The sequence below is a fragment of the Pseudomonas sp. GB2N2 genome (assembly GCF_054897705.1).
Map to the genome: position 1 here is coordinate 3,607,155 of NZ_CM142701.1, position 22,732 is coordinate 3,629,886.

Here is a 22,732-nt window from a genome sequence, read left to right on the forward strand (position 1 = left end):
AAGGCGATGTATCAGCAGCAGATACTGACTGACACACCGCAATCGCGAGCAGGCTCACTCCTACACGGGATCTGCGGTTTGTTTCACAAACCCCTTCTTCCCGGCTGCGCATCAGCCGAGGAAGAAGGGGTTTTCTTTTGCCTGCCTAATCAGGCCCCTTCATTTTCATCGGTATCCGCATCGGGATCTTCAGTGGTCGAATCGTCATCGTCCGCACTGCCGCCCTGTCCCTGATCACCGGGCTCAGACTCAGATTTGGCGATCATCAACACAGCCTGGGTCACCTGTCCGCTCGACGCCTGCTCACCATGTTCCGGGCACTCCGCCCATGCCGCCGACATGCCCACCGACAACATCACCAAAACCTTCAGCGCCAACACAATACGTTGAAAAATGTTCATAGCCGATTCCATCCTTTGCAGGTAAAGCGAGGGAGCCTGACGGCACTCATTGAAATCTAGTGCCGATTGGCCGGGTTTACCTGAATAGGACCCTAACGGTGGACGGGAAATGCCGTGGGTGGGAGATTGGTTTGGAATAAGCGTTATCACCGAATTCGCTAACGGCGTAGCACATGGGTGGGATTGTGCCAGGCATTAAAAAACCCCGGTGCCTTCGCGACCGGGGTTTTGGTGTGGCAGCTCAGCGATCAGTGATGCTCACGCGTCGCGCGGAATTTCACGTCTGGCCAACGCTCTTCCATCAGTGCCAGATTGACCCGGGTCGGGGCCAGGTAGGTCAGGTGACCACCGCCGTCGACCGCGAGGTTTTCCACAGCTTTGATGCGCAATTCCTCGAGCTTCTTCTTATCGTCGCAATCGATCCAACGCGCGGAGTACACGGTGATCGGCTCGTAGGAGCACTCGACCTTGTATTCCTCTTTGAGGCGGCTGGCGACCACGTCGAACTGCAGCACACCGACGGCGCCGAGGATGATGTCGTTGCTGCGCTCGGGGAAGAACACCTGGGTCGCGCCCTCTTCGGCCAATTGCTGCAAGCCCTGACGCAGTTGCTTGGACTTCAGCGGGTCACGCAGGCGTACGCGACGGAACAGTTCCGGGGCGAAGTGCGGGATGCCGGTGAAGCCGAGGGCTTCGCCTTCGGTGAAGGTGTCGCCGATCTGGATGGTGCCGTGGTTGTGCAGGCCGATGATGTCGCCAGCGAACGCTTCTTCCAGTTGCTCACGCTCGGAGGAGAAGAACGTCAGCGCATCGCCGATCCGTACGTCCTTGCCCGTGCGCACATGACGCATCTTCATGCCTTTTTCGTACTTGCCGGAGCAGATGCGCATGAAGGCGATACGGTCGCGGTGTTTTGGGTCCATGTTCGCCTGGATCTTGAACACGAAGCCGGCGAATTTCTCTTCTATCGGTTCCACGGTGCGCTCGTTGGCGACACGGGCCAGCGGTTTCGGCGCCCAGTTGACCACGGCGTCGAGCACGTGATCGACACCGAAGTTGCCCAGTGCGGTACCGAAGAACACCGGCGTCAGTTGGCCATCGAGGAATTCCTGCTGGTTGAATTCGTGGCAGGCGCCCTGCACCAGTTCCAGCTGATCGACAAAGCGATCGTATTCATCACCGAGGTGCGCCCGGGCTTCATCGGAATCGAGCTTCTCGATGATTTTCACATCGGTGCGCTCGTGCCCGTGACCGGCGGTGTAGACAATGATGTAGTCGTCGGCGAGGTGATAAACGCCCTTGAAATCGCGATAGCAACCAATCGGCCACGTGATCGGCGCAGCCTTGATCTTCAGGACTGCCTCGATTTCGTCGAGCAGTTCGATCGGGTCACGGATGTCACGGTCAAGTTTGTTGATGAAGCTGACAATCGGCGTGTCACGCAGACGGCAGACGTCCATCAGCGCGATGGTCCGTGGCTCTACGCCTTTACCGCCGTCGAGCACCATCAAAGCCGAATCCACCGCCGTCAGGGTCCGGTAGGTATCTTCGGAGAAGTCTTCGTGGCCCGGGGTGTCGAGCAGGTTGATCATGTGATCGCGATACGGAAACTGCATGACCGACGTGGTAATCGAGATACCCCGCTGCTTTTCCATTTCCATCCAGTCGGACGTGGCATGGCGGTCGGACTTGCGCGACTTCACCGTACCGGCGATCGCAATCGCCTTGCCCATCAGCAAGAGTTTCTCGGTGATGGTGGTTTTACCGGCATCGGGGTGGGAAATAATGGCGAAAGTGCGGCGTTTCGCGACTTCGGCGGCCTGTCTGGTCATGGGAAATCGCCTGGCGGTGATTCAAAAAAGGGCGGCGAGTATAGCGCAAACCGACCGTCACGGACCACCGCCCGCCCGGACGCACGGATCTTTGACAGGACATCAAGGGTGGCTATCTGCTGTTAAATATGGAACCTTTTAAAAGGTGCAGACGTCCACTCCCCTGTTACAGCACTCGTTTCAGGGGCTGAAAATCAGCAAGTTGGCCTGACGAGGCTGCGCTTATGGCTCGATCTCATGCGACTTCACACGCATGAAGAGCTGCTTCTCGCGACCGTTGATTTCCCGGCAGCCAGCAATGGCATTGCCAAGTGGGACTGCGGTCGCCGACAAAGAAAAAAGGAGTCTGCCTGTGGCTATTCGCTATGGCAAAGGGCTGATAGGAGGTGCGGTTGTCGTCGCGCTCCTGGTCCTGCTGGTCCACTGGATTGGCATCAACACGATCGAACATTACCGCGACGATTTGTTGTTTTACCTGCAAGCTCATCTGGTTCTCGTCCTCGTTTCAATGCTGGCCGCCCTCGTTGTGGGCATTCCCGCCGGTGTCTTCCTCAGCCGTCCGAGCATGGTGGATCGCGCTGAACGCTTCATGCAGATCTTCAACATCGGCAACACCGTGCCGCCGCTCGCCGTACTGGCCATCGCCCTGGGGATTCTGGGCATCGGCAGCGGCCCGGCGATCCTCGCCCTGTTCCTCGCCTCGCTGTTGCCGATCGTGCGCAACACTTATGAAGGCTTGAAAAACGTTCAGGGTTCTTTGAAAGAAGCCGCTGTCGGCATCGGCATGACACCTTCTCAAGTGCTGTGGCGCGTCGAATTGCCGAACGCCGTGCCGATCATCATCGGTGGCGTGCGCGTGGCGCTGGCGATCAACGTCGGTACGGCGCCGCTGGCGTTCCTGATCGGAGCCAACAGCCTGGGCAGCCTGATTTTCCCCGGCATCGCCCTGAACAATCAGCCGCAACTGCTGCTCGGCGCGGCCTGCACCGCCCTGCTGGCCTTGCTGCTCGACGGTCTGGTGACACTCGCCAGCCGCCTCTGGCTCGAACGCGGCTTGCGCCCGTCTTAAGCCTCGGCAAAGGAATTTTTATGAAGACATTAAGCTTTCTAATAGGCTGCGTCCTGCTGTTCTCGGGAACCGCACAAGCCGCTGAAAAACCGGTGATCCGCATTGGCGCCCGGGTGTTCACCGAACAGACCCTGCTGGCGGAAATCACCTCTCAATACCTGCGCACCAAGGGTTATGACGTCCAGGTGACCGGCGGCCTGGGCAGCAACCTCGCTCGCAGCGCCCACGAAAGTGGCCAGTTGGACCTGATGTGGGAATACACCGGCGTGTCGCTGGTGGCTTACAACCACGTCACCGAAAAACTCGACAGCGCTCAGTCCTACGCCAAGGTGAAAGAACTCGACGCGAAAAAAGGACTGGTCTGGCTGACCCCGTCGAAATTCAGCAACACCTACGCCCTCGCCCTGCCGGAAAAAACCGCGAAGGCCTATCCGCAGATCAACACCATCAGCGAACTGAACACAGTGTTGCAGGCGGAGCAGAAGGACAATCATCTGGTGGCGCTGGACACCGAGTTCGCCAACCGTTCCGACGGGCTGGACGGCATGGTTCAGCTCTACGGCATGAACCTGACCCGCCAGAATATCCGCCAGATGGACGCCGGGCTGGTCTACACCGCCCTGCGCAATAGCCAGGTGTTTGCCGGCCTGGTCTACACCACCGACGGTCGCTTGAACGCTTTCAAACTGAAGTTGCTGGAAGACGACAAGCATTACTTCCCGGACTACACCGCTGCGCCGGTGGTGCGTCAGGTTTACCTCGATGCCCACCCAAAACTGGCGGAAGAGATCAAGCCGCTGGCCGAACTGTTCGACGACCAGACCATGCGTGCGCTGAATGCGCGGGTCGACGTCGATCACGAAAGCCCTTCATCCGTTGCCGCAGATTTCCTGCGCCAGCATCCAATCAACTGAGGAGGAAAAGCCATGGAATTTCTGAACGCCTTTTCCCATCTCGACTGGCCGCTGGTCCTGCACCTGACCTGGCAGCACATCACCCTGGTCGGCATCGCGGTGACGCTGGCGATTCTGGCCGGCGTGCCGCTCGGCATCCTGATGACGCGCTTCCCGACCCTCGCCGGCCCGTTACAGGCCAGCGCCACGGTGCTGCTGACTGTGCCATCGATTGCGCTGTTCGGTTTGTTGCTGCCGTTCTACTCCAAGTTCGGCCAGGGCCTCGGCCCGATGCCGGCCATCACCGCGGTGTTTCTCTACTCGCTGCTGCCGATCATGCGTAACACCTACCTCGCCTTGACCGGCGTCGAACCGGGCATTCGCGAAGCCGCCCGCGGTATCGGCATGACCTTCGGCCAACGACTGCGAATGGTCGAACTGCCGATCGCGGTGCCAGTGATTCTCGCCGGCGTGCGCACCGCCGTGGTCATGAACATCGGTGTCATGACCATTGCCGCGACCATCGGCGCCGGTGGCCTCGGTGTACTCATCCTCGCTTCCATCAGCCGCAGCGACATGTCGATGCTGATCGTCGGCGCCGTGCTGGTCAGTCTCCTGGCCATCTTCGCCGACCTGCTTCTGCAATGGCTGCAACGCACGCTGACTCCAAAAGGACTCCTGAAATGATCGAACTTCAAAGCCTCAGCAAGACCTTCCAAAGCAACGGCAAAGATGTGAAAGCCGTGGACTCGGTCAGCCTGACCGTCAACGAAGGCGAAATCTGCGTGTTCCTCGGGCCATCGGGTTGCGGCAAAAGCACCACGCTGAAGATGATCAACCGCCTGATCAAACCGACCTCGGGCAAAATCCTGATCAACGGCGAAGACACCACCGACCTCGACGAAGTGACCCTGCGCCGCAACATCGGCTATGTGATCCAGCAGATCGGTCTGTTCCCGAACATGACCATTGAGGAAAACATCACCATCGTTCCGCGCCTGCTGGGCTGGGACAAACAGAAATGCCATGACCGCGCCCGCGAGTTGATGAGCATGATCAAGCTTGAGCCCAAGCAATACCTGACGCGCTACCCGCGTGAATTGTCCGGCGGTCAGCAACAGCGCATCGGCGTGATTCGCGCCTTGGCGGCGGATGCGCCGCTGCTGTTGATGGACGAACCGTTCGGCGCGGTCGACCCGATCAACCGCGAGATGATCCAGAACGAATTCTTCGAGATGCAACGGGCGCTGAACAAGACCGTGATCATGGTCAGCCACGACATCGATGAAGCGATCAAGCTCGGTGACAAGATTGCGATCTTCCGCGCCGGCAAGCTGTTGCAGATCGATCACCCGGACACGCTGCTGGCGCACCCGGCGGATGACTTTGTCAGTAACTTCGTCGGCCAGGACAGCACGCTCAAGCGTCTATTGCTGGTGAAGGCTGAAGACGCGGCGGACAACGCACCGTCCGTCAGCCCGGAAACCCCGGTGGCCGAGGCCATGGAGTTGATGGATGAGCATGACCGTCGCTACGTGGTGGTCACCGATGCCGAAAACAAGGCCCTCGGTTATGTACGACGTCGCGACTTGCTCCGTCAGACCGGCGCCTGCTCGCAGTATCTGCGTGAGTTCAATGCCACGGCCGCGTACGACGAACATTTGCGCATCCTGTTGTCGCGGATGTACGAATTCAACCGTTCGTGGTTGCCGGTGATGGATGCGGAGCGGGTGTTCCTCGGTGAAGTGACGCAGGAATCGATTGCAGAATATTTGAGTTCCGGCAAGTCCCGTGGCGGCAAGACCAGCATTGTTTCGCCCGCCGAGACCGCTGTCGCCTGATCCGGCGTCATCGCGGGCAAGCCCGCTCCCACAGGGTCCTTGGTGTACACCCGTTTTGTGTACGACATAAACCACTGTGGGAGCGGGCTTGCCCGCGATTGGTGGCGCCGCAAATCCGACTGAATCCCCGCAAATCTCCCTCCAACGGGAACATCACACTGTCATGCAGGCCGGTTACATCAATAGATGTAGAGGACCGCACGACGGAAGCGTGCAAAAACGCGACATTTTTTGTTGATCTCAAGCCCCTCACGCCCTAAAGTTCGCGCCGAACGTCCATGCTGGAAACGATCCATCCGGCTCAAGTACTGACGACGAGACAGCAAGGCCAAGGGAAACCTTTCCAGGTCGTTTGAGAGCGTAGCGAGCGCAGGCAAGACAAGGCGGGAAGAGGCGAGGAAGCGGAGTTTACTGGTTGTAAATGAGCATTCCGAGCCTCTTCCCAACGCAGTATTGCCAAGCGCAGCAGCTCTCAAACGATCTGGATGGCCTTTTTGCTTTCGGCGGCAATGCCTTGGGAAGTAGGCGAACCAAAGTGGGGATACGGAGGACGTTCATTTGCACCCATTGATTAATCTAGTTTGCCAGCAGGAGTTCCCAGCATGTCGATCAACGTCGAAGATTATTACGCGCGCGAAACCTTTCAGAGACTGAAAACCTTCGCCGACACGCAAGAAACCCCGTTCGTGGTCATCGACACCGCGATGATCAGCCAGGCCTATGACGACCTGCGCGCCGGTTTCGAATTCGCCAAGGTCTACTACGCAGTCAAGGCCAACCCGGCCGTGGAAATCATTGACCTGCTCAAAGAGAAAGGCTCGAGCTTCGACATCGCCTCGATCTACGAGCTGGACAAAGTCATGGACCGTGGCGTAAGCGCCGACCGTATCAGCTACGGCAACACCATCAAGAAATCCAAGGACATCCGCTACTTCTACGAGAAGGGCGTGCGTCTGTTCTCCACCGACTCCGAAGCTGACCTGCGCAACATCGCCAAGGCGGCACCGGGTTCGAAAGTCTACGTGCGCATCCTCACCGAAGGCTCGACCACTGCCGACTGGCCACTGTCGCGCAAATTCGGCTGCCAGACTGACATGGCCATGGACTTGCTGATCCTGGCCCGCGACCTGGGCCTGGTGCCGTACGGCATCTCGTTCCACGTTGGTTCGCAACAGCGCGACATCAGCGTCTGGGACGCGGCGATCGCCAAGGTCAAAGTGATCTTCGAACGTTTGAAAGAAGAAGACGGCATCCACCTGAAGCTGATCAACATGGGCGGTGGCTTCCCGGCCAACTACATCACCCGTACCAACAGCCTGGAAACCTACGCTGAAGAAATCATCCGTTTCCTCAAGGAAGATTTCGGCGACGACCTGCCGGAAATCATCCTGGAGCCGGGCCGTTCGTTGATCGCCAACGCCGGCATCCTGGTCAGCGAAGTGGTGCTGGTGGCGCGTAAATCCCGCACCGCCGTCGAGCGTTGGGTGTACACGGATGTGGGCAAGTTCTCCGGCCTGATCGAAACCATGGACGAAGCGATCAAGTTCCCGATCTGGACCGAGAAAAAAGGCGAGATGGAAGAAGTGGTCATCGCCGGCCCGACCTGTGACAGCGCCGACATCATGTACGAGAACTACAAGTACGGCCTGCCGCTGAACCTGGCGATTGGTGACCGTTTGTACTGGTTGTCGACCGGTGCCTACACCACCAGCTACAGCGCTGTTGAATTCAATGGCTTCCCGCCGCTGAAATCGTTCTACGTGTAAACGCAGTTCCCCCTGTAGGAGCGAGCTCGCTCGCGATGGACGTCAACGATTACGCTGGTTATCTGAATGTACGCGTTGTCTGGACATTTTTCGCGAGCGAGCTCGCTCCTACAAGGAGGCGAGTTGTTGCTCCAGCTTGGCGTGGCGTTCGGCATAGTCTGTAGCGAGGCCACGAATCTGTGGGTCGGTTGAGTTCAATAACGCCTTGCTCGCTACCCGCAGGAAATTCAGATTGCCCCCGGCCAGTGCCTTGCGGAGCCATCCCAAAGCCTCGTCAATTTTGCCCTCATCTGCTAACACCGCTGCATAACTGAACTGCCCGCGAAAATCCCCGCCGACCGCCGAGCGTCGATACCAGTCCACCGCGCCGAGCTGATCCGCCGGGCAAATCCGCCCTTCTTCCAGATAACGCCCCAGCAGGTTCATTGATTTGGCGTGCCCCAGCTCCGCAGCGCGGCGATAGAGATTCAGCGCTTGCAACTGATCCAACACCCCACCGCGCCCCGTCGCCAGCAGATTGGCGTAGTTGTACATCGCCCAATCCAGCCCCGCTTCTGCCCCGACACGATAATGCCGCGCGGCGACCGCAGCATCTGCCGCACACCCCCAGCCATGTTCATGACAGCGGCCAAGCATGTTGCGCGCCATCAGGTGCCCGCGTTGCGCGGCGATCCGGAACCAGCGCAACGCCAATGGTTGATCCAGCGCGATGCCCTGCCCGTCCAGCAGAATCTGCCCAAGCAAGGCTTGGGCATCGAGCACGCCTTCGCGGGCCGCAACCAGAATCGCCTGGGCCGCACGCGCGGGGCTTTCCTCCAGCATGGTCTTGAGCGAATCACCGTCGAGCACTTCTTGGCGGCGCAATTGAAAATTCATACCTCGACCCAGCGACGCAACAGGTTGTGATAAGTACCGGTCAGACGGATCAGCGAAGGATGGTCCGGCACGTCCTGCGTCAGTTGCCGGATCGCCCCGTCCATCTCGAACAGCAAGGCGCGCTGGCTGTCTTCGCGGACCAGACTCTGGGTCCAGAAAAACGCAGCGAATCGCGTACCACGGGTAACCGCATTGACCTTGTGCAGGCTGGTGCCGGGATACAGGACCATGTCACCGGCAGGCAACTTCACCCGCTGGGTGCCGAAGGTGTCCTGGATTTCCAGCTCACCGCCGTCGTAATCCTCGGGCTCGCTGAAAAACAACGTGGCCGAAAGATCCGTGCGCACGCGCTCAATGCCACCCTTGGGCTGACGGACGGCGTTGTCGATGTGGAAGTCGAAGCTGCCACCCGCCGTGTAACAGTTCAGCAACGGAGGAAAAACTTTGTGCGGTAACGCAGCCGACATGAACAGCGGATGTTTCCACAACCGTTCCAGCATCGCCGCGCCGACTTCCTTCGCCAGCGGGTGGCCTTCGGGCAATTGCAGATTGTGCTTGGCCTTGGCCGATTGGTAGCCGGCGGTTACTTTTCCGTCCGCCCAGTTCGCTTGCTCCAGGGCCTCGCGGATGCGCTGCACTTCTTCTTTGGCGAACACGCCGGGGATGTGCAGCAGCATGGGAAAACACCTGAAGGCAAAGGGGTCGCAATGGTATTGATTCTTATTGTCGGTGTAAAACCCCCGCGACGAATGAAACAGCTAAAACCGTAAGGACAAATTGTAAAGAATGTAAATTAAGTGCGAATAGTAACGTTTCGCAATTGATACAAAGACGCGTCTACCCTATATTCCGCGACCTCAAATCCTTGGGGAGGGGAATTCAAATGCCACGCCAACCATCACAATCACCCGTCAGTTCACCGCGTTTGCTCGCTTCCGCGATTGGCGTGGCAATCACAGCCGGCTCCGCGGGCCACATGGTGTTCGCTGCCGAGAAGACTGACGAAAAAGCCCCGAACGGCGCGATTTCCCTGGATGCGACCGCAATCACTGGTGAAGCCCAGGACGCGACGAGCTACAACGTCGAAAAAGCCTCCTCGCCCAAGTACACCGCGCCGCTAGTGGACACACCTCGCTCAATCACCGTCATCCCGCAACAAGTGCTCAAGGACACTGGCGCCCTGAACATGCAGGACGCGCTGCGCACCGTTCCCGGCATTACCTTCGGCGCTGGTGAAGGCGGCAACCCACAGGGCGACCGTCCGTTCATTCGCGGTTTTGATGCCCAGGGCGACACCTACCTCGATGGCGTGCGCGACACCGGTTCCCAGAGCCGCGAGATCTTCGCCGTCGAATCGATTGAAGTCAGCAAAGGCCCGAACTCCGCCATCGGTGGTCGTGGCGCGGCCGGCGGCACGATCAACCTGGTGAGCAAGAAAGCCCACCTTGGCAATTCGACCGACGGTGGTTTCACTTGGGGTTCGGACCAGACCCAGCGGTACACCTTCGATGGCAACTACCAGTTCACCGACACCGCCGCTGGCCGCTTGAACCTGATGAGCCATGAGAGCAACGTCGCCGGCCGTGACAGCGTCGATTACGATCGTTGGGGCATTGCACCGTCGCTGGCCTTCGGCCTCGGCACCGACACCCGGGTGAACCTCGATTACTACCATCTGGAAAGTAACGACACGCCGGACTCGGGCATTCCGTACTCGATTCCGACCGCAGGCTCGGCGGCCCGCACCAAGGCCAATCCGGACAAACCGAACGACGGCGGCGACAGCAACAACTTCTATGGTCTGAACGACCGCGATTTCCGCAAGGCCCGCACCGACACGGCGACCTTCGCCATCGAGCACGACCTGAGCGACGCGCTGACCATCAAGAACACCCTGCGCCACGGCACCAGCATGCAGGATTACATCCTGACCCAGCCGGATGACAGCAAGGGCAACGTCAACAACGGCAGCGTCTGGCGTCGCGCCAACAGCCGCGTCAGCAACACTGAGACCACGACCAACCAGACCGATCTGTTTGGTGATGTCTACATCGCCGGGTTCAAGAACAGCTTCTCCACCGGTATCGAATTGAGCCGCGAGGAAAGCCAGAAGTCTTCGTACAACGTCAACACCGACACCACGCCACTGACCACTGTTCCGGCTGCGAGCACCAACTGCAACCCTGCGCTGATCGGTGTGCGCAGCGGTTACAACTGCACCTCGTTGTCGAACCCGAACCCGAACGATCCATGGAACGGTGCGATCTCGCGCAACTACGCCGGCACTGACACCAAGGCCAACACCTACGCGCTGTACGTGTTCGACACGCTGGAATTGTCCGAGCAATGGCTGGTAAACATGGGCCTGCGCTACGACCATTTCGACACTCAATACAAATCCTACACCGCTGCCGGCGCAACCACGTTCAAGGGCGACGACGTCAGCGAATTCGTCACCGGCCAGTTCGGCGTGGTGTACAAACCGGCTGAAAACGGCAGTATCTATGCGTCCTACGCGACCTCCGCGACCCCACCGGGCGCCACCCTCGGCGAAGGCCAGGACGGCAACCCGTTGAGCGGCACACCGGATCGCAACGGCAACTTGCTGAGCAGCGACATGGAGCCGGAAACCACCAAGAACTACGAAATCGGCACCAAGTGGGACTTCATGAATGATCGCCTGTCCCTGACCGCCGACATTTTCCGCACCGAAAAAGAAAACGCCCGGGTCCAAAGCAACACCACAACCTACGAAAACGTCGGCAAAACCCGCGTTCAAGGTTTCGAACTGTCGGCTACCGGCAAGCTCACCGACAAATGGCAAGTCTTCGCCGGTTACGCCTTCATGGACAGCGAGCAAGTCGACGGCGGTGATCTGCCCGCCAACAAAGCCAACAACGGCAATCAACTGCCAAACACTCCGAAAAACAGCGCCAGCCTGTGGACGACTTACCAGGTCACGCCGAAGCTGACCATCGGTGGCGGTGCGTTCTACGTTGACGATGTGTTCGGCAGCGCAGCCAACACCACCCTGGTTGATTCCTATGTTCGCTATGACGCAATGGCGGCCTACAAGCTGACCAAGAACGTCGACCTGCAACTGAACGTGCAGAACCTGACCGACGAAACCTACTACGACAAGGCGTTCTCGACTCACTTCGCCAACCAGGCGGCGGGGCGGACTGCGTTGCTGAGCACCAACTTCCACTTCTGACCCGGTAGTTGCAGGAGTCGACTCATAGCCCCGTTCATCTTCTTGAACGGGGCTTTTGCGCGTAAAAAAGAATGTTTCTCGACAACCCACGGCATAATGCGCGCCGTGTTCACAACTTTCGAACGGACAAGGCGAGCGACGTGTTGAAGAAAACCCTGTTCCAGTTGCACTGGTTTTTCGGTATCAGTGCCGGGCTGGTCCTGGCCCTGATGGGCATCACCGGCGCGACGGTGTCGTTTCAGGACGAAATCCTGCGTGCACTCAATCCTTCGGTGTTGCAGGTCGAGAAGCAGGTCGCCGGCGTGTTGCCACCCGCCGAACTGGTGGAAAAAATCGAAGGCGCCTCGGGCAAGAAAGTCTCAATGCTGTGGGTCGAGACCGACAGCGGCAACGCCGCGCGGGTGATCTTCACGCCACCGCCGGGCGAACGTCGCGGCGAAATGCGCTACTTCGACCCGTACACCGCTGAGTTCATGGGCGACGCCACCGGCCAGGACTTCTTCGGCCTGATGCTGCAACTGCACCGGTTCCTCGCCATGGGCGAAACCGGCCGGCAGATCACCGGCGCGTGCACGCTGATTCTGCTGTTTTTCTGCCTGTCCGGGCTGTACCTGCGCTGGCCGCGCCAATGGAACAACTGGCGCGCCTGGCTGACCCTCGACTGGAAAAAAAAGGGCCGCAGTTTCAACTGGGATCTGCACTCCGTTGCCGGCACCTGGTGCCTGATGTTTTACATGCTGTCGGCGTTGACCGGGTTGTCCTGGTCCTACGAGTGGTACAACAAGGGCATGACCCAACTGCTTTCCGATGCGCCGCAGAACGAGCGGGTGCGCAATCGCGGTCCAGCGCCCGATGGCCCGGCACCGACGGCCGATTACGCCGCGATGTGGAGCAGCATCTACAGCGCCGCCGGCCCTGCATTGAGTGCGTATAACGTCCGCATGCCGCCCGTGGCCGGGCAACCGGCGACCGTGTTCTACCTGCTCAATTCGTCGCCACACGACCGCGCGCTGAACCAGATCACCCTCGATCCGGCCACCGGCATCGTCAAACGCCATGAGCGCTACAGCGACAAAAGCCTCAAAGCGCAGTTGCTGACCAGCCTCTATGCGCTGCACGTCGGCAGCTATTTCGGCATTGTCGGGCGGATCATCCTGACCATTACAGCGCTGAGCATGCCGTTGTTTTTCGTCACGGGCTGGTTGCTGTACCTCGATCGTCGCCGCAAGAAAAAGCAGATCAAGGATGCGCGCAAAGGCCTCGCACAACCGGGCAGCGATGCACCGGCTTGGCTGATCGGTTTCGCCAGCCAGAGCGGCTTTGCCGAGCAACTCGCGTGGCAGACCGCAGGACAATTGCAGGCTGCCGGTTTGCCGGTAAAAGTCCAGCCACTGGCCAGTGTCAGCGAGCAGGACTTGCGTGAGTCGAACAATGCGCTGTTCGTCGTCAGCACCTTCGGCGACGGCGAAGCGCCGGACAGCGCCCGCGGCTTCGAACGCAAAGTGCTGGGCCGGGCGTCGAGCCTGGAGAGCCTGAATTACGCGGTGCTCGGACTTGGCGATCGCCAGTATCAAAACTTCTGCGGTTTCGCCCGTCGCTTGCACAGCTGGCTCGGCGAGCACGGCGGCAAGCACCTGTTCGCGCCGGTGGAAGTCGACAGCGGCGATCCGTACGCCTTGCGTCACTGGCAACAGCAACTCGGCCTGCTGACCGGACAGGCGCCCGTGGATACCTGGCAAGCGCCGAGCTACGACAACTGGACGCTGGTCCGCCGCGAATTGATGAACCCGGACAGCAGCGGCGCGCCTGTCTATTTGCTGGGCCTCAATGCTCCGAGCACCAGCAGTTGGTTGGCGGGGGATCTGGTGGAAGTCCTGCCGCGAAATTGCCCGTGGGTGATCGAACATTTCCTCGACGGCCTGGGGATTGATGGTCGAGCGATGGTCACCCTTGGTGATCTGTCGCAACCGCTGGACCACGCCCTCGCCAGTCGGCAGTTGCTTGAGAACCGCACCCATCTGGTTGGCCTGCATGCGCAAGCATTGGTGGACGCCTTGGTGCCGTTGGAGATGCGCGAGTATTCGATTGCGTCGATTGCCGCTGATGGCGTGCTGGAACTGATCGTGCGCCAGGAACTGCATCCTGACGGTAGCCTGGGCGTTGGCTCAGGGTGGCTGACTGAACATGCGCCGGTCGGCGGCACCATCAGTCTGCGGGTGCGGCGCAACAGCGGTTTCCATCTGCCGGTCGAGCCACTGCCGATGATTTTGTTGGGCAACGGCACCGGCCTGGCCGGGTTGCGCAGTTTGCTCAAGGCGCGGATTGCCGATGGGCAGACTCGGCACTGGCTGTTGTTTGGCGAGCGCAATCGCGAGCAAGACTACCTGTGTCGCGCGGAGCTTGAAGAGTGGTTGATTGCCGGAGATATCGAGCGGTTGGATCTGGCATTTTCGCGGGATCAGGCGCAGAAGATCTACGTGCAGGATCGCTTGCGTGAATCGGCGGATTTGCTCAAGCAATGGCTGGCTGAAGGCGCGGTGATTTATATCTGCGGCAGTCTGCAGGGTATGGCTTCGGGGGTGGATCACGTGCTCAACGAAGTGCTCGGGATTTCGGAGGTTGATCGGTTGATTGAACAAGGACGATATCGGCGCGACGTTTACTGATGTTGCTTGGGTGAATATCCATTATCCGGGTGATGGCTGATAACGGTTCCGCCCTTACGGCGTGCTGACGCTGTTCCCTGTAGGAGCCGGCTTGCCGGCGATGGCGATATCAAAGACGCCATCGCCACAAGGGTCGATTATGCACTGACAGGCTCGACTGCCAGCTCCACCACCTCAGGCCGTTTCAGCAGCGCATACGCCACCGCCGTCAACAAACTCCCCGCGACAATCGCCAGCAAATACAGCAGCGCATGGTTGATCGCGTTCGGGATCGCCAACACGAACAATCCACCGTGCGGCGCCATCAGTTTGCAGCCGAAGTACATCGACAGCGCACCGGTCAGCGCGCCGCCGGCGATGCTCGCCGGGATCACCCGCAATGGGTCCTTGGCCGCAAACGGAATCGCGCCTTCGGAGATAAAGCACAACCCCAGCACCAACGCCGCTTTACCCGCCTCGCGCTCCGTCTGGGCGAACTTGCGTCGGGCGATGAAGGTGGCAATCCCGAGGCCAATCGGCGGCACCATGCCGGCCGCCATGGTCGCGGCCATCGGCGCATAACTCTGCGACGCCAGCAGCCCCACCGAGAACGCATATGCGGCCTTGTTGATCGGCCCGCCAAGGTCGACGCACATCATGCCGCCCAACAACACGCCAAGCAGAATGGCGTTGGTGGTGCCCATGCTGTCGAGGAAATGCGTGAGCCCGGCGAGCATGCCGGCCACCGGTTTGCCGACCACATAAATCATCACCAGGCCGGTGAACAGACTCGCCAGCAACGGGATGATCAGGATCGGTTTCAGTGCTTCGAGGCTTTGGGGCAAACGCGCATACCGATTGATCGCCTGCGCCGCATAACCGGCGATGAAACCGGCAATGATTCCGCCGATAAAACCCGCACCCAGGGTGCTCGCCAGCAAGCCGCCGATCATCCCCGGCGCAAGGCCCGGGCGGTCGGCAATCGAGTAAGCGATGTACCCAGCAAGCAACGGCACCATCAACTTGAACGCGGTCTCGCCGCCAATCTGCATCAGCGCCGCTGCCAGCGTGCCTTCCTCCTTGAACGCGGTGATGCCGAACACGAACGACAACGCGATCATCAGACCGCCCGCCACCACCATCGGCAGCATGAACGACACACCGGTCAGCAGGTGTTTGTAGACGCCCGTCTTCTCCTTCCTGGCGGGGCCCACGGCACCCATCGCCGCGCTTTCCTGCTTGCCTTCGGCCAACGCTTTGTTCAGCGTCGCTTCGGCTTGCTTCAACGCAATGCCAGTGCCGCAACGGTAGATTTTCTTGCCGGCGAAGCGCTCGGTGGCGACTTCAATGTCACATGCCAGCAGCACCACATCCGCATCGGCAATCGCCGCCGCACTCAATGGATTACGCGCGCCGACCGAGCCTTGGGTTTCGATTTGCAGGTCATAGCCCAGACGCTTCGCCGCTTGCTGCAAAGCTTCGGCGGCCATGAAGGTATGCGCCACGCCAGTCGGGCACGCGGTGATCGCGACCAGGCGCGGGGCATTTTTAGTGGCCGTGGCCGGTTCGGGCGCAGCCTCCGGGGCGACATAAACCCGAGCCTCGTCAGCACCGCGTCGCAGCACCGCTTCGACATCTTGCAGGGCCTGCGCCGGGGTGCTCTGGAATACGCGTTTGCCGGCAAACCGCGACATGTCCACCACGGTGCTCGTCACCAGCAACACCCACTCGGCACCCTCGATCGTGGCCGTCGACAACTGACGCTCCGGGTGTGCGGCGTCCACTACTTCAACGCTGGTGCTCCAGCCTTGGCGCTGCGCGGCGGCATCGAGCAAGCGTGCGCACAGCACACTGGTGACCATGCCGTTCGGGCAGGCCGTAACAATGGCTAACTTCATGACAAATCCTCTTATTGTTCTGTCAGGGGACGCACGCGCACACCCTGTTCAAGCCGCGCCAATTGAGCCGCATCGCCAATGCCGAAACCGATCTGCGTCACTGCCATCGCGGCGATTGCCGTGGCGGTGCGCAGGGTCTGTTCCGGCGTGTCGGCACTGAGCAAACCGTGGAGCATGCCGGCCAGCAGCGAATCGCCCGCGCCCACCGTACTGGCGACGCTGACCTTGGGCGGCGTGGCATGCAGCGCCGTGCCAACACTGAACCAGTTCACGCCGTCGGCGCCGTGGGAGATCACCACGTGCTCGATGCCTTGCGCGTGCAGACGGCTCGCGGCCAAGGCTTGAGCCGCGACGGACACCACGTCACAACCGAGCGCATCGGCCAGCTCCTCGGTGTTGGGTTTGATCAACCAGGGACCGGCCTTGAGCGCGGCTTTCAACGCCTCGCCACTGCTGTCCAGCGCGACGTTCAACCCCAGATTTTTCAAGCGCAGGATCAACGCCTGCAGCCACTCGGGACTGACGCCTTGCGGCAGGCTGCCGGCGACGACGACGGCGTCATGCCCCGGCGCAATCTGATCCAGCCGCTCCAGCAACGCCTGTTGCGCCGCCTCACTGACCTTCGGCCCCGGGCCGTTGATGTCGGTAATGCGTCCGTCGCTTTCGGCGAGTTTCAGGTTGCTGCGGGTTTCACCGGGGACACGGATAAATGCGTCGACAAAACCGCGTTTGGCGAACAGGGTTTCGAACGCTTGCAGATTGTCTTCGCCGAGGAAACCGCTGACGGTGAGCTGATGCCCGAGGTCCGCCAGCACCTGGGCCACGTTCACGCCTTTACCGGCGGCGTGGGTGTGCATTTCGTTGCTGCGATTGACTTGACCGGGCTCAAGGCGCGGCAACTGCACCGTCAGGTCCAGCGCCGGGTTAAGGGTCAGGGTCAGAATCCGGGCCATTACAGGGCCTCCACTAATGCGCGTACTTCATTCGCGCTGCCCACGGCCAACGCCTGTTGGGCAAGAATTTGACTCTGGGTCAGGCTGAGTTCGCGGATGCGCGCCTTGACCTCGGCGATGCTGCGAGCGGACACGCTGAGTTCATCCACGCCGAGGCCGACCAGCACCGGCACCGCCAGCGGATCGGCTGCCAGTTCGCCGCACACGCCGACCCATTTGCCATGGGCATGAGCCGCGCGCACGGTGATGTCGATCAGTTGCAGCACCGCCGGGTGCAAGCCGTCCGCCTGGGCCGACAACGTCGGATGACCGCGATCGATGGCCAGGGTGTATTGCGTGAGGTCGTTGGTGCCGACGCTGAAGAAGTCGACTTCCTTGGCCAGCACCGGCGCGAGCAACGCCGCCGACGGCACTTCGATCATGATCCCCAGTTGCAGGTCGGCGACCGGGATTTCCAGGCGCAAGCGCTCGGTCATGTCCCGCGCCTGACGCCATTCGTCCACGCTGCCGACCATCGGGAACATGATCCGCAGCGGGCGGTTGTCAGCGGCGCGCAGCAAGGCGCGCAATTGCGCTTCCATGATCTGCGGACGCTGCAAGGTCAGGCGAATGCCGCGTACGCCGAGGAACGGGTTTTCTTCCTTGGCAATCGGCCAATACGGCAGCGGTTTGTCGCCGCCGACGTCGAGGGTGCGCACCACCAGCGGCCGACCGGCGAGGCCGTCGAGCACGCGACGGTATTCGACTTCCTGTGTCGCCTCGTCGGGCGCCTGCGAGTGAGCCATGAAAATCAGTTCGGTGCGCAGCAGACCAATGCCTTCCGCGCCCTGCTCTACCGCACTGGTCACGCCCGCGCTTTCACCGATGTTGGCGAACACTTCGACCGCGTGGCCGTCGGTTGTCAGTGCCGGTTGATGACGTTGTTCGGCGGCCGCCTTCAAGCGATGTTCGCGGGTGTCGCGTTCCTCGGTGGCGCGCTGCAAGGTGTTTGCATCGGCATCCACATGCAGGCGACCGCGCTGGCCGTCGAGCAGCAACGGCGTGCCCGGCGCCAGCAGCAACACCGCCGCTCCGGCGCCGACCAATGCCGGAATACCCAGCGCACGGGCGACGATGGCGCTGTGCGCGGTGGCGCCGCCACGGGCGGTGAGAATACCGGCGACACGGGCCGGATCAAGGCGCGCCACGTCGGATGGCCCGACTTCATCCATCACCAGAATGTACGGTTGGTCGGGCTCGCTCGGGGTCTCGACGCCGCAGAGTTGCGCGAGGACGCGACGGCCGATGTCACGCAGGTCCGCCGCACGCTCGGCGAGCAAGGCATCCTGCAGCGATTCCTGCTGCTTGGCCGCGGCTTCGATCACCGCCATCCACGCCGCTTCAGCGCTCTCGCCCTGCTTGAGACGCGTCTCGACGTCATCGGTCAATTCCGGGTCGTCGAGCATTTCCTGATGGGTGATGAAGATCTCGCGGATGGCTTTGGAGGTGCTGCGGTCGATCAGCCCTTCGATGTCACGACGAACGTCTGCCAGCGCTTGCTTCAAACGCTCGCGTTCAATGGCGGCGGACTCACCGCGCAGCGGGTAGTCGAGGGTTTGCAGCACCTGGATATGCGCCGGACCGATGGCGATCCCCGGCGCGGCGGCGATGGCCTGGACCACGCTGCCGGACGCTGGCGCCAGCAGCACTTCGGCCACGTCGGCGATCACTTCGCGTTGCTGACTCACCGCGGGCAATGGCTCAATGTCTTCACCGAGCCCTTCTTCGATCGCAGCCAGCAGGGCCGGCAAGGCATCAGCCGCAATGCCCGGCTCTGCGATGAACTCCAACACCTGACCACGACGGGCGCCGAGGCTGAGCAACTTGCTCAAGCTTTTGACCGACACCGCGCTGTCCTGACCGTCAACAATCCGCACGCGGATTTCTCCGTCAAAACGCTTCGCCAGTTGCGCAAGGATTTTCGCCGGGCGCGCGTGCAAACCGTGGGCGTTGGCCAAGGCAATGCGCGCGCTCGGCCAGTCCGCCGGCAGTTCACCGCCGAGCACTTCGAGGACTTTACGACTGCTGGTGGCACGGCCCAGTTCATGGCCGCGACCTTCGATCAGCAGCGTGCAAAGGCGTTCGAGCAAGGCTTGATGCGCCTCGCCGAGGCTGGCCAGACAGAACAGCCCGCTGAGGGGCTGGCCGAGATAGCGCATCGGCTTATCCGGCGTGACGAAGGCCAGGCCCGGACGCTTGACCGTTTGTTCGCTGTGCAACCACCACAAGCCATCGCCCAGCGGCAGCGCTTCGACTTGCTGCAAGACCGCGGAGAAACCGTTGCTCACGCAATTTGCCTGACGCAGCAAACGGGCGCCGCGCCAGACCAGTTCTTCGAAGTCATCCGCCGAGACACTGAGGCCGATCATTTGCGCATCCAGCGCCAATTCCTGCGGCGCGCCTTGCAGCAGTTTCAGCAGGGCTTCGGCGGAACTGGCGCGACGCAGGGCCTGGCCCAGATCGGTCTCGCCGAGGGCGCGGGTCAGCAGTTGCAGGAGTCGCAAGTGTTCGTCGGATTTCGCCGCAATCCCGATCGCCAGATAAACGATCTGGCCGTCACCCCAATCCACGCCGTCGGGGAATTGCATCAACCGCACACCGGTGGAAAACACCTGATCGCGGGTTTGCGGCGTGCCATGAGGGATGGCGATGCCTTGACCGAGAAAGGTCGAGCCCTGGGCTTCGCGCGCTTGCAGACCGGCCAGATAACCGTCGGCCACCAGACCGTCGGCGACCAGATAATGTGCCAGCAGTTGCAGCGCTGCGGACTTATCCACAGCCGACTGGCCCATGGATATTTGCTCTTGGGTGAGCTCGAGCATGCGTTCTCCTTTTTGGCGCCTTGTGGGGCCAGGTATTGTTTTGAATGAGTCAGCTTAGGCGCTAGACCGGCACTTTTGGCGGTTTCACGGCAGAACCGGCCAAAAGCGCATAAAACGTAGAAAATACGCCTGCTGAAACGTTTAATCTAGATTGATTGGCACGTTACTCGATTATGTCCCATCCTTGAAGTCCAACTTGTCGGATGCGTTGGGACAAGGGTCACTTGCCCGAATCGGGTAGGATTGGCGTAAATGTCGGCTGAAAAACAAGGAACTCCCGAGTTGAAACTCAGTGATATCGCCCAACTGGCCGGTGTGTCCGTGACCACCGCCAGTTATGTCATCAATGGCAAGGCCGAACAGCAACGCATCAGCAGCGCGACCGTCGAGCGCGTGCGCGCAGTCGTTGAACAGCATGGCTTTACCCCCAATCCGCAAGCGGCCGGGCTGCGCAGTCGGCACACCCGCACGCTGGGTTTCATTCTGCCGGACCTGGAAAACCCGAGTTACGCCCGTATCGCCAAATTGCTCGAACAGGGTGCGCGGGCCCGCGGCTATCAACTCCTGATTGCCAGCTCCGACGATGCGCCAGACAGCGAACGGCAGTTGCTGCAACTGTTCCGCGCCCGTCGTTGCGATGCCTTGATCGTCGCCAGTTGCCTGCCGGCCGGTGACGACAGTTACCGTCAGTTGCAAGCCAAGGGCATGCCGATCATCGCGATCGACCGGGTAATGGAGCCCGAGCATTTCTGCTCGGTGATCAGCGATGATCGCGAAGCCAGCCTGCAGCTGACCCGCAGCCTGCTAGACCCGTTGCCCAAGCAGATTGCCCTGATCGGCGCCCGTCCCGAGCTGAGCATCAGCCAGGAGCGGGCGGCCGGTTTCAAGGAAGCGCTGAGCGGTTTCAAGGGTGAGATTCTGATCGAGCACGGCTTATCGTTCAGCCGCGAGTGCGGCAAGCAGATGATGGAAGAGATGCTTCAGCGCCTGGGGCATTTGCCGGATGCGCTGGTGACCACGTCCTACGTGCTGCTTCAGGGCGTATTCGACGCCTTGCATGACTTCCCGTTGAAAACCCGCCCGCTGCGCCTCGGCACGTTTGGCGACACGCAGTTGCTGGACTTCCTGCCGCTGCCAGTTAATGCCATGGCCCAGCAGCATCAGTTGATCGCCGACAAAGCGCTGCAACTGGCCCTGGCCGCCATCGAGCAGTCCGACTACCAACCCGGCGTGCAAGCCATCTCCCGGACCTTCAAGCAGCGTATTCGCCAGGACTGAACCGTGGAGCTGATCGACAGCCACACTCATCTGGATTTTCCCGACTTCGATCTCGACCGCGCGGCGTTATTGGCTGAAAGCCGCGCCCTCGGCGTGCGGCGGATGGTGGTGCTTGGGGTGTATCAGGGCAATTGGCAACGGGTCTGGGACTTGGTGCAAAGCGATCCCGATCTGCATGCCGCCTTCGGTTTGCACCCGGTGTACCTGAATGAGCATCGACCTGAAGATTTGCGCGAACTCGGCGATTGGCTGAGCCGCCTGGCCGGTCATCGACAGCTGTGTGCCGTGGGCGAGATCGGTCTGGACTACTTCATTGAAACCCTAGACCGTGAACGCCAGCGAGCGCTGTTCGACGCGCAACTGCAACTGGCTGCGGACTTCAATCTGCCGGCGCTGATTCATGTGCGACGCAGTCATGCAGCGGTGATCTCCACGCTCAAGCGTTTCAAGTTGAAACGCGCGGGCATCATTCACGCCTTCGCCGGCAGTCAAGAAGAGGCCCGCGAGTACATCAAGCTCGGTTTCAAACTGGGCCTTGGCGGCGCAGCAACCTGGCCGCAGGCGTTGCGCATGCACCGGGTGCTGGCCGAACTGCCGCTGGAATCGGTGGTGCTGGAAACCGACTCACCGGACATGGCGCCCGCCATGTTTCCCGGTCAACGCAACAGCCCTTCGCATCTGCCGATGATTTGCTCGGCGCTGGCGGAAATCATGGCGATCAGTCCGCAACGGTTGGCGGCTGCCAGCACCGCCAATGCCTGTGAGTTGTTCAACTGGTAATCAATCGGCGTGCGCTTTGGCCGCTTCCAGCAGCAGCGTCATGTGTTGTCGGTGCCTGGCAAACTGAATGACCAAGCAGTAGATCAGTAGCGCGATCAGCGAAAAGTTCAGCTGTTCAATCACGCTGAGCATCCCGACCCATTCCATCACCAGCGCCACCAGTAATGCGGTGCAGACCATAATCAACGTGCTCGCCTGAAGCATCGCGATCGAGTCGAGAGATTTGATGCGCTTGATCTGTTTCGGATCGCGCAGTTGCAAGGCTTTGTGGCAATGAGCACAGGCAAATGCTTCGTTGATGGCGATGGCGTTGAGTTGCCAGGATTCGAGCAGGAGCGTGCATCCGCAATGTGCGCAGTGGCCCTGGATTCCATTCGTTGTGGCAGACATTTCCAGGCTTCCTCAGGGCTAGAGTGAGATGGATC

General features: G+C 60.6%; 17 protein-coding genes. 9 read left to right on the forward strand and 8 right to left on the reverse strand.

Annotated elements, in window-relative coordinates:
- Positions 1-149: 149 nt before the first annotated feature.
- Both ACYZT4_RS16755 and ACYZT4_RS16760 read right to left on the reverse strand, forming a co-directional pair.
- Positions 150-401 (reverse strand): hypothetical protein, encoded by a 252-nt coding sequence (locus ACYZT4_RS16755; RefSeq protein WP_461981449.1) that lies wholly within the window; start codon positions 399-401, stop codon positions 150-152.
- A gap of 248 nt (positions 402-649) precedes the next feature.
- Positions 650-2,233: a peptide chain release factor 3 gene (locus ACYZT4_RS16760; RefSeq protein ID WP_461981451.1), complete on the reverse strand. Its 1,584-nt coding sequence runs from the start codon at positions 2,231-2,233 to the stop codon at positions 650-652.
- A gap of 352 nt (positions 2,234-2,585) precedes the next feature.
- Between ACYZT4_RS16760 and ACYZT4_RS16765 the strand changes: the two genes are divergently transcribed.
- The 5 genes from ACYZT4_RS16765 to ACYZT4_RS16785 all read left to right on the forward strand — a co-directional run bounded on the left by ACYZT4_RS16765 (position 2,586) and on the right by ACYZT4_RS16785 (position 7,802).
- A complete protein-coding gene (locus ACYZT4_RS16765) occupies positions 2,586-3,302 on the forward strand; it encodes an ABC transporter permease (RefSeq protein WP_461981453.1) in 717 nt (238 codons plus the stop codon).
- Positions 3,303-3,322: 20 nt separating this feature from the next.
- Positions 3,323-4,216: a glycine betaine ABC transporter substrate-binding protein gene (locus tag ACYZT4_RS16770; protein ID WP_461981455.1), complete on the forward strand. Its 894-nt coding sequence runs from the start codon at positions 3,323-3,325 to the stop codon at positions 4,214-4,216.
- A gap of 12 nt (positions 4,217-4,228) precedes the next feature.
- Entirely contained in the window at positions 4,229-4,882 is a 654-nt protein-coding gene (locus ACYZT4_RS16775; RefSeq protein WP_452624918.1) for an ABC transporter permease, read from the forward strand.
- The gene (locus ACYZT4_RS16780) at positions 4,879-6,036 is read left to right on the forward strand and encodes an osmoprotectant ABC transporter ATP-binding protein OsmV (RefSeq protein WP_461981457.1); all 1,158 of its coding nucleotides are present in this window, start codon (positions 4,879-4,881) and stop codon (positions 6,034-6,036) included. Before ACYZT4_RS16775 ends, ACYZT4_RS16780 begins: the two co-directional genes overlap by 4 nt.
- A gap of 602 nt (positions 6,037-6,638) precedes the next feature.
- Complete coding sequence (locus ACYZT4_RS16785) at positions 6,639-7,802, forward strand: type III PLP-dependent enzyme (protein ID WP_461981459.1); 1,164 nt, start codon at positions 6,639-6,641, stop codon at positions 7,800-7,802.
- A gap of 108 nt (positions 7,803-7,910) precedes the next feature.
- Here the strand turns inward: ACYZT4_RS16785 and ACYZT4_RS16790 are convergent, their stop codons facing one another.
- Together ACYZT4_RS16790 and ACYZT4_RS16795 are read right to left on the reverse strand one after the other, a co-directional pair.
- Positions 7,911-8,678, reverse strand: a complete 768-nt coding sequence (locus ACYZT4_RS16790) for a tetratricopeptide repeat protein (protein WP_461981461.1) — start codon at positions 8,676-8,678, stop codon at positions 7,911-7,913.
- Positions 8,675-9,355 carry a Fe2+-dependent dioxygenase gene (locus ACYZT4_RS16795; RefSeq protein WP_461981463.1) on the reverse strand — a complete coding sequence of 227 codons (681 nt, stop codon included), beginning with the start codon at positions 9,353-9,355 and terminating at the stop codon, positions 8,675-8,677. Before ACYZT4_RS16795 ends, ACYZT4_RS16790 begins: the two co-directional genes overlap by 4 nt.
- A gap of 206 nt (positions 9,356-9,561) precedes the next feature.
- Here ACYZT4_RS16795 and ACYZT4_RS16800 point away from each other — a divergent pair, with 206 nt between their 5' ends.
- Together ACYZT4_RS16800 and ACYZT4_RS16805 are read left to right on the forward strand one after the other, a co-directional pair.
- Positions 9,562-11,892: a TonB-dependent receptor gene (locus ACYZT4_RS16800; protein WP_461981465.1), complete on the forward strand. Its 2,331-nt coding sequence runs from the start codon at positions 9,562-9,564 to the stop codon at positions 11,890-11,892.
- Positions 11,893-12,032: 140 nt separating this feature from the next.
- Positions 12,033-14,558 (forward strand): PepSY domain-containing protein, encoded by a 2,526-nt coding sequence (locus tag ACYZT4_RS16805; protein ID WP_461981467.1) that lies wholly within the window; start codon positions 12,033-12,035, stop codon positions 14,556-14,558.
- 137 nt (positions 14,559-14,695) lie between these two features.
- Here the strand turns inward: ACYZT4_RS16805 and ACYZT4_RS16810 are convergent, their stop codons facing one another.
- The 3 genes from ACYZT4_RS16810 to ptsP are packed head-to-tail and all read right to left on the reverse strand — an operon-like array spanning position 14,696 to position 20,249.
- A complete protein-coding gene (locus tag ACYZT4_RS16810; protein ID WP_461981469.1) occupies positions 14,696-16,435 on the reverse strand; it encodes a PTS fructose-like transporter subunit IIB in 1,740 nt (579 codons plus the stop codon).
- 11 nt (positions 16,436-16,446) lie between these two features.
- Entirely contained in the window at positions 16,447-17,388 is a 942-nt protein-coding gene (gene pfkB, locus ACYZT4_RS16815) for a 1-phosphofructokinase (protein WP_461981471.1), read from the reverse strand.
- Complete coding sequence (ptsP, locus tag ACYZT4_RS16820; RefSeq protein WP_461981473.1) at positions 17,388-20,249, reverse strand: phosphoenolpyruvate--protein phosphotransferase; 2,862 nt, start codon at positions 20,247-20,249, stop codon at positions 17,388-17,390. Before ptsP ends, pfkB begins: the two co-directional genes overlap by 1 nt.
- 282 nt (positions 20,250-20,531) lie before the next feature.
- Here ptsP and cra point away from each other — a divergent pair, with 282 nt between their 5' ends.
- Complete coding sequence (gene cra / locus ACYZT4_RS16825) at positions 20,532-21,527, forward strand: catabolite repressor/activator (RefSeq protein WP_461988710.1); 996 nt, start codon at positions 20,532-20,534, stop codon at positions 21,525-21,527.
- Between the two features lie 3 nt (positions 21,528-21,530).
- Positions 21,531-22,307, forward strand: coding sequence for a TatD family hydrolase (locus ACYZT4_RS16830; protein ID WP_461981475.1), 777 nt, complete (start codon positions 21,531-21,533; stop codon positions 22,305-22,307).
- On the opposite strand, the gene ACYZT4_RS16835 is transcribed toward ACYZT4_RS16830, so the two are convergent.
- Entirely contained in the window at positions 22,308-22,697 is a 390-nt protein-coding gene (locus tag ACYZT4_RS16835) for a hypothetical protein (RefSeq protein ID WP_461981477.1), read from the reverse strand.
- Between the last annotated feature and the right edge of the window lie 35 nt (positions 22,698-22,732).

Bases quoted from the DNA above. Each gene is read 5' to 3' on its own strand.
- ACYZT4_RS16755 (WP_461981449.1), bottom strand. From the start codon at position 401: ATGAACATTTTTCAACGTATTGTGTTGGCGCTGAAGGTTTTGGTGATG.
- ACYZT4_RS16760 (WP_461981451.1), bottom strand. From the start codon at position 2,233: ATGACCAGACAGGCCGCCGAAGTCGCGAAACGCCGCACTTTCGCCATT.
- ACYZT4_RS16770 (WP_461981455.1), top strand. From the start codon at position 3,323: ATGAAGACATTAAGCTTTCTAATAGGCTGCGTCCTGCTGTTCTCGGGA.
- ACYZT4_RS16775 (WP_452624918.1), top strand. From the start codon at position 4,229: ATGGAATTTCTGAACGCCTTTTCCCATCTCGACTGGCCGCTGGTCCTG.
- ACYZT4_RS16780 (WP_461981457.1), top strand. From the start codon at position 4,879: ATGATCGAACTTCAAAGCCTCAGCAAGACCTTCCAAAGCAACGGCAAA.
- ACYZT4_RS16785 (WP_461981459.1), top strand. From the start codon at position 6,639: ATGTCGATCAACGTCGAAGATTATTACGCGCGCGAAACCTTTCAGAGA.
- ACYZT4_RS16790 (WP_461981461.1), bottom strand. From the start codon at position 8,678: ATGAATTTTCAATTGCGCCGCCAAGAAGTGCTCGACGGTGATTCGCTC.
- ACYZT4_RS16795 (WP_461981463.1), bottom strand. From the start codon at position 9,355: ATGCTGCTGCACATCCCCGGCGTGTTCGCCAAAGAAGAAGTGCAGCGC.
- ACYZT4_RS16800 (WP_461981465.1), top strand. From the start codon at position 9,562: ATGCCACGCCAACCATCACAATCACCCGTCAGTTCACCGCGTTTGCTC.
- ACYZT4_RS16810 (WP_461981469.1), bottom strand. From the start codon at position 16,435: ATGAAGTTAGCCATTGTTACGGCCTGCCCGAACGGCATGGTCACCAGT.
- pfkB (WP_461981471.1), bottom strand. From the start codon at position 17,388: ATGGCCCGGATTCTGACCCTGACCCTTAACCCGGCGCTGGACCTGACG.
- ptsP (WP_461981473.1), bottom strand. From the start codon at position 20,249: ATGCTCGAGCTCACCCAAGAGCAAATATCCATGGGCCAGTCGGCTGTG.
- ACYZT4_RS16835 (WP_461981477.1), bottom strand. From the start codon at position 22,697: ATGTCTGCCACAACGAATGGAATCCAGGGCCACTGCGCACATTGCGGA.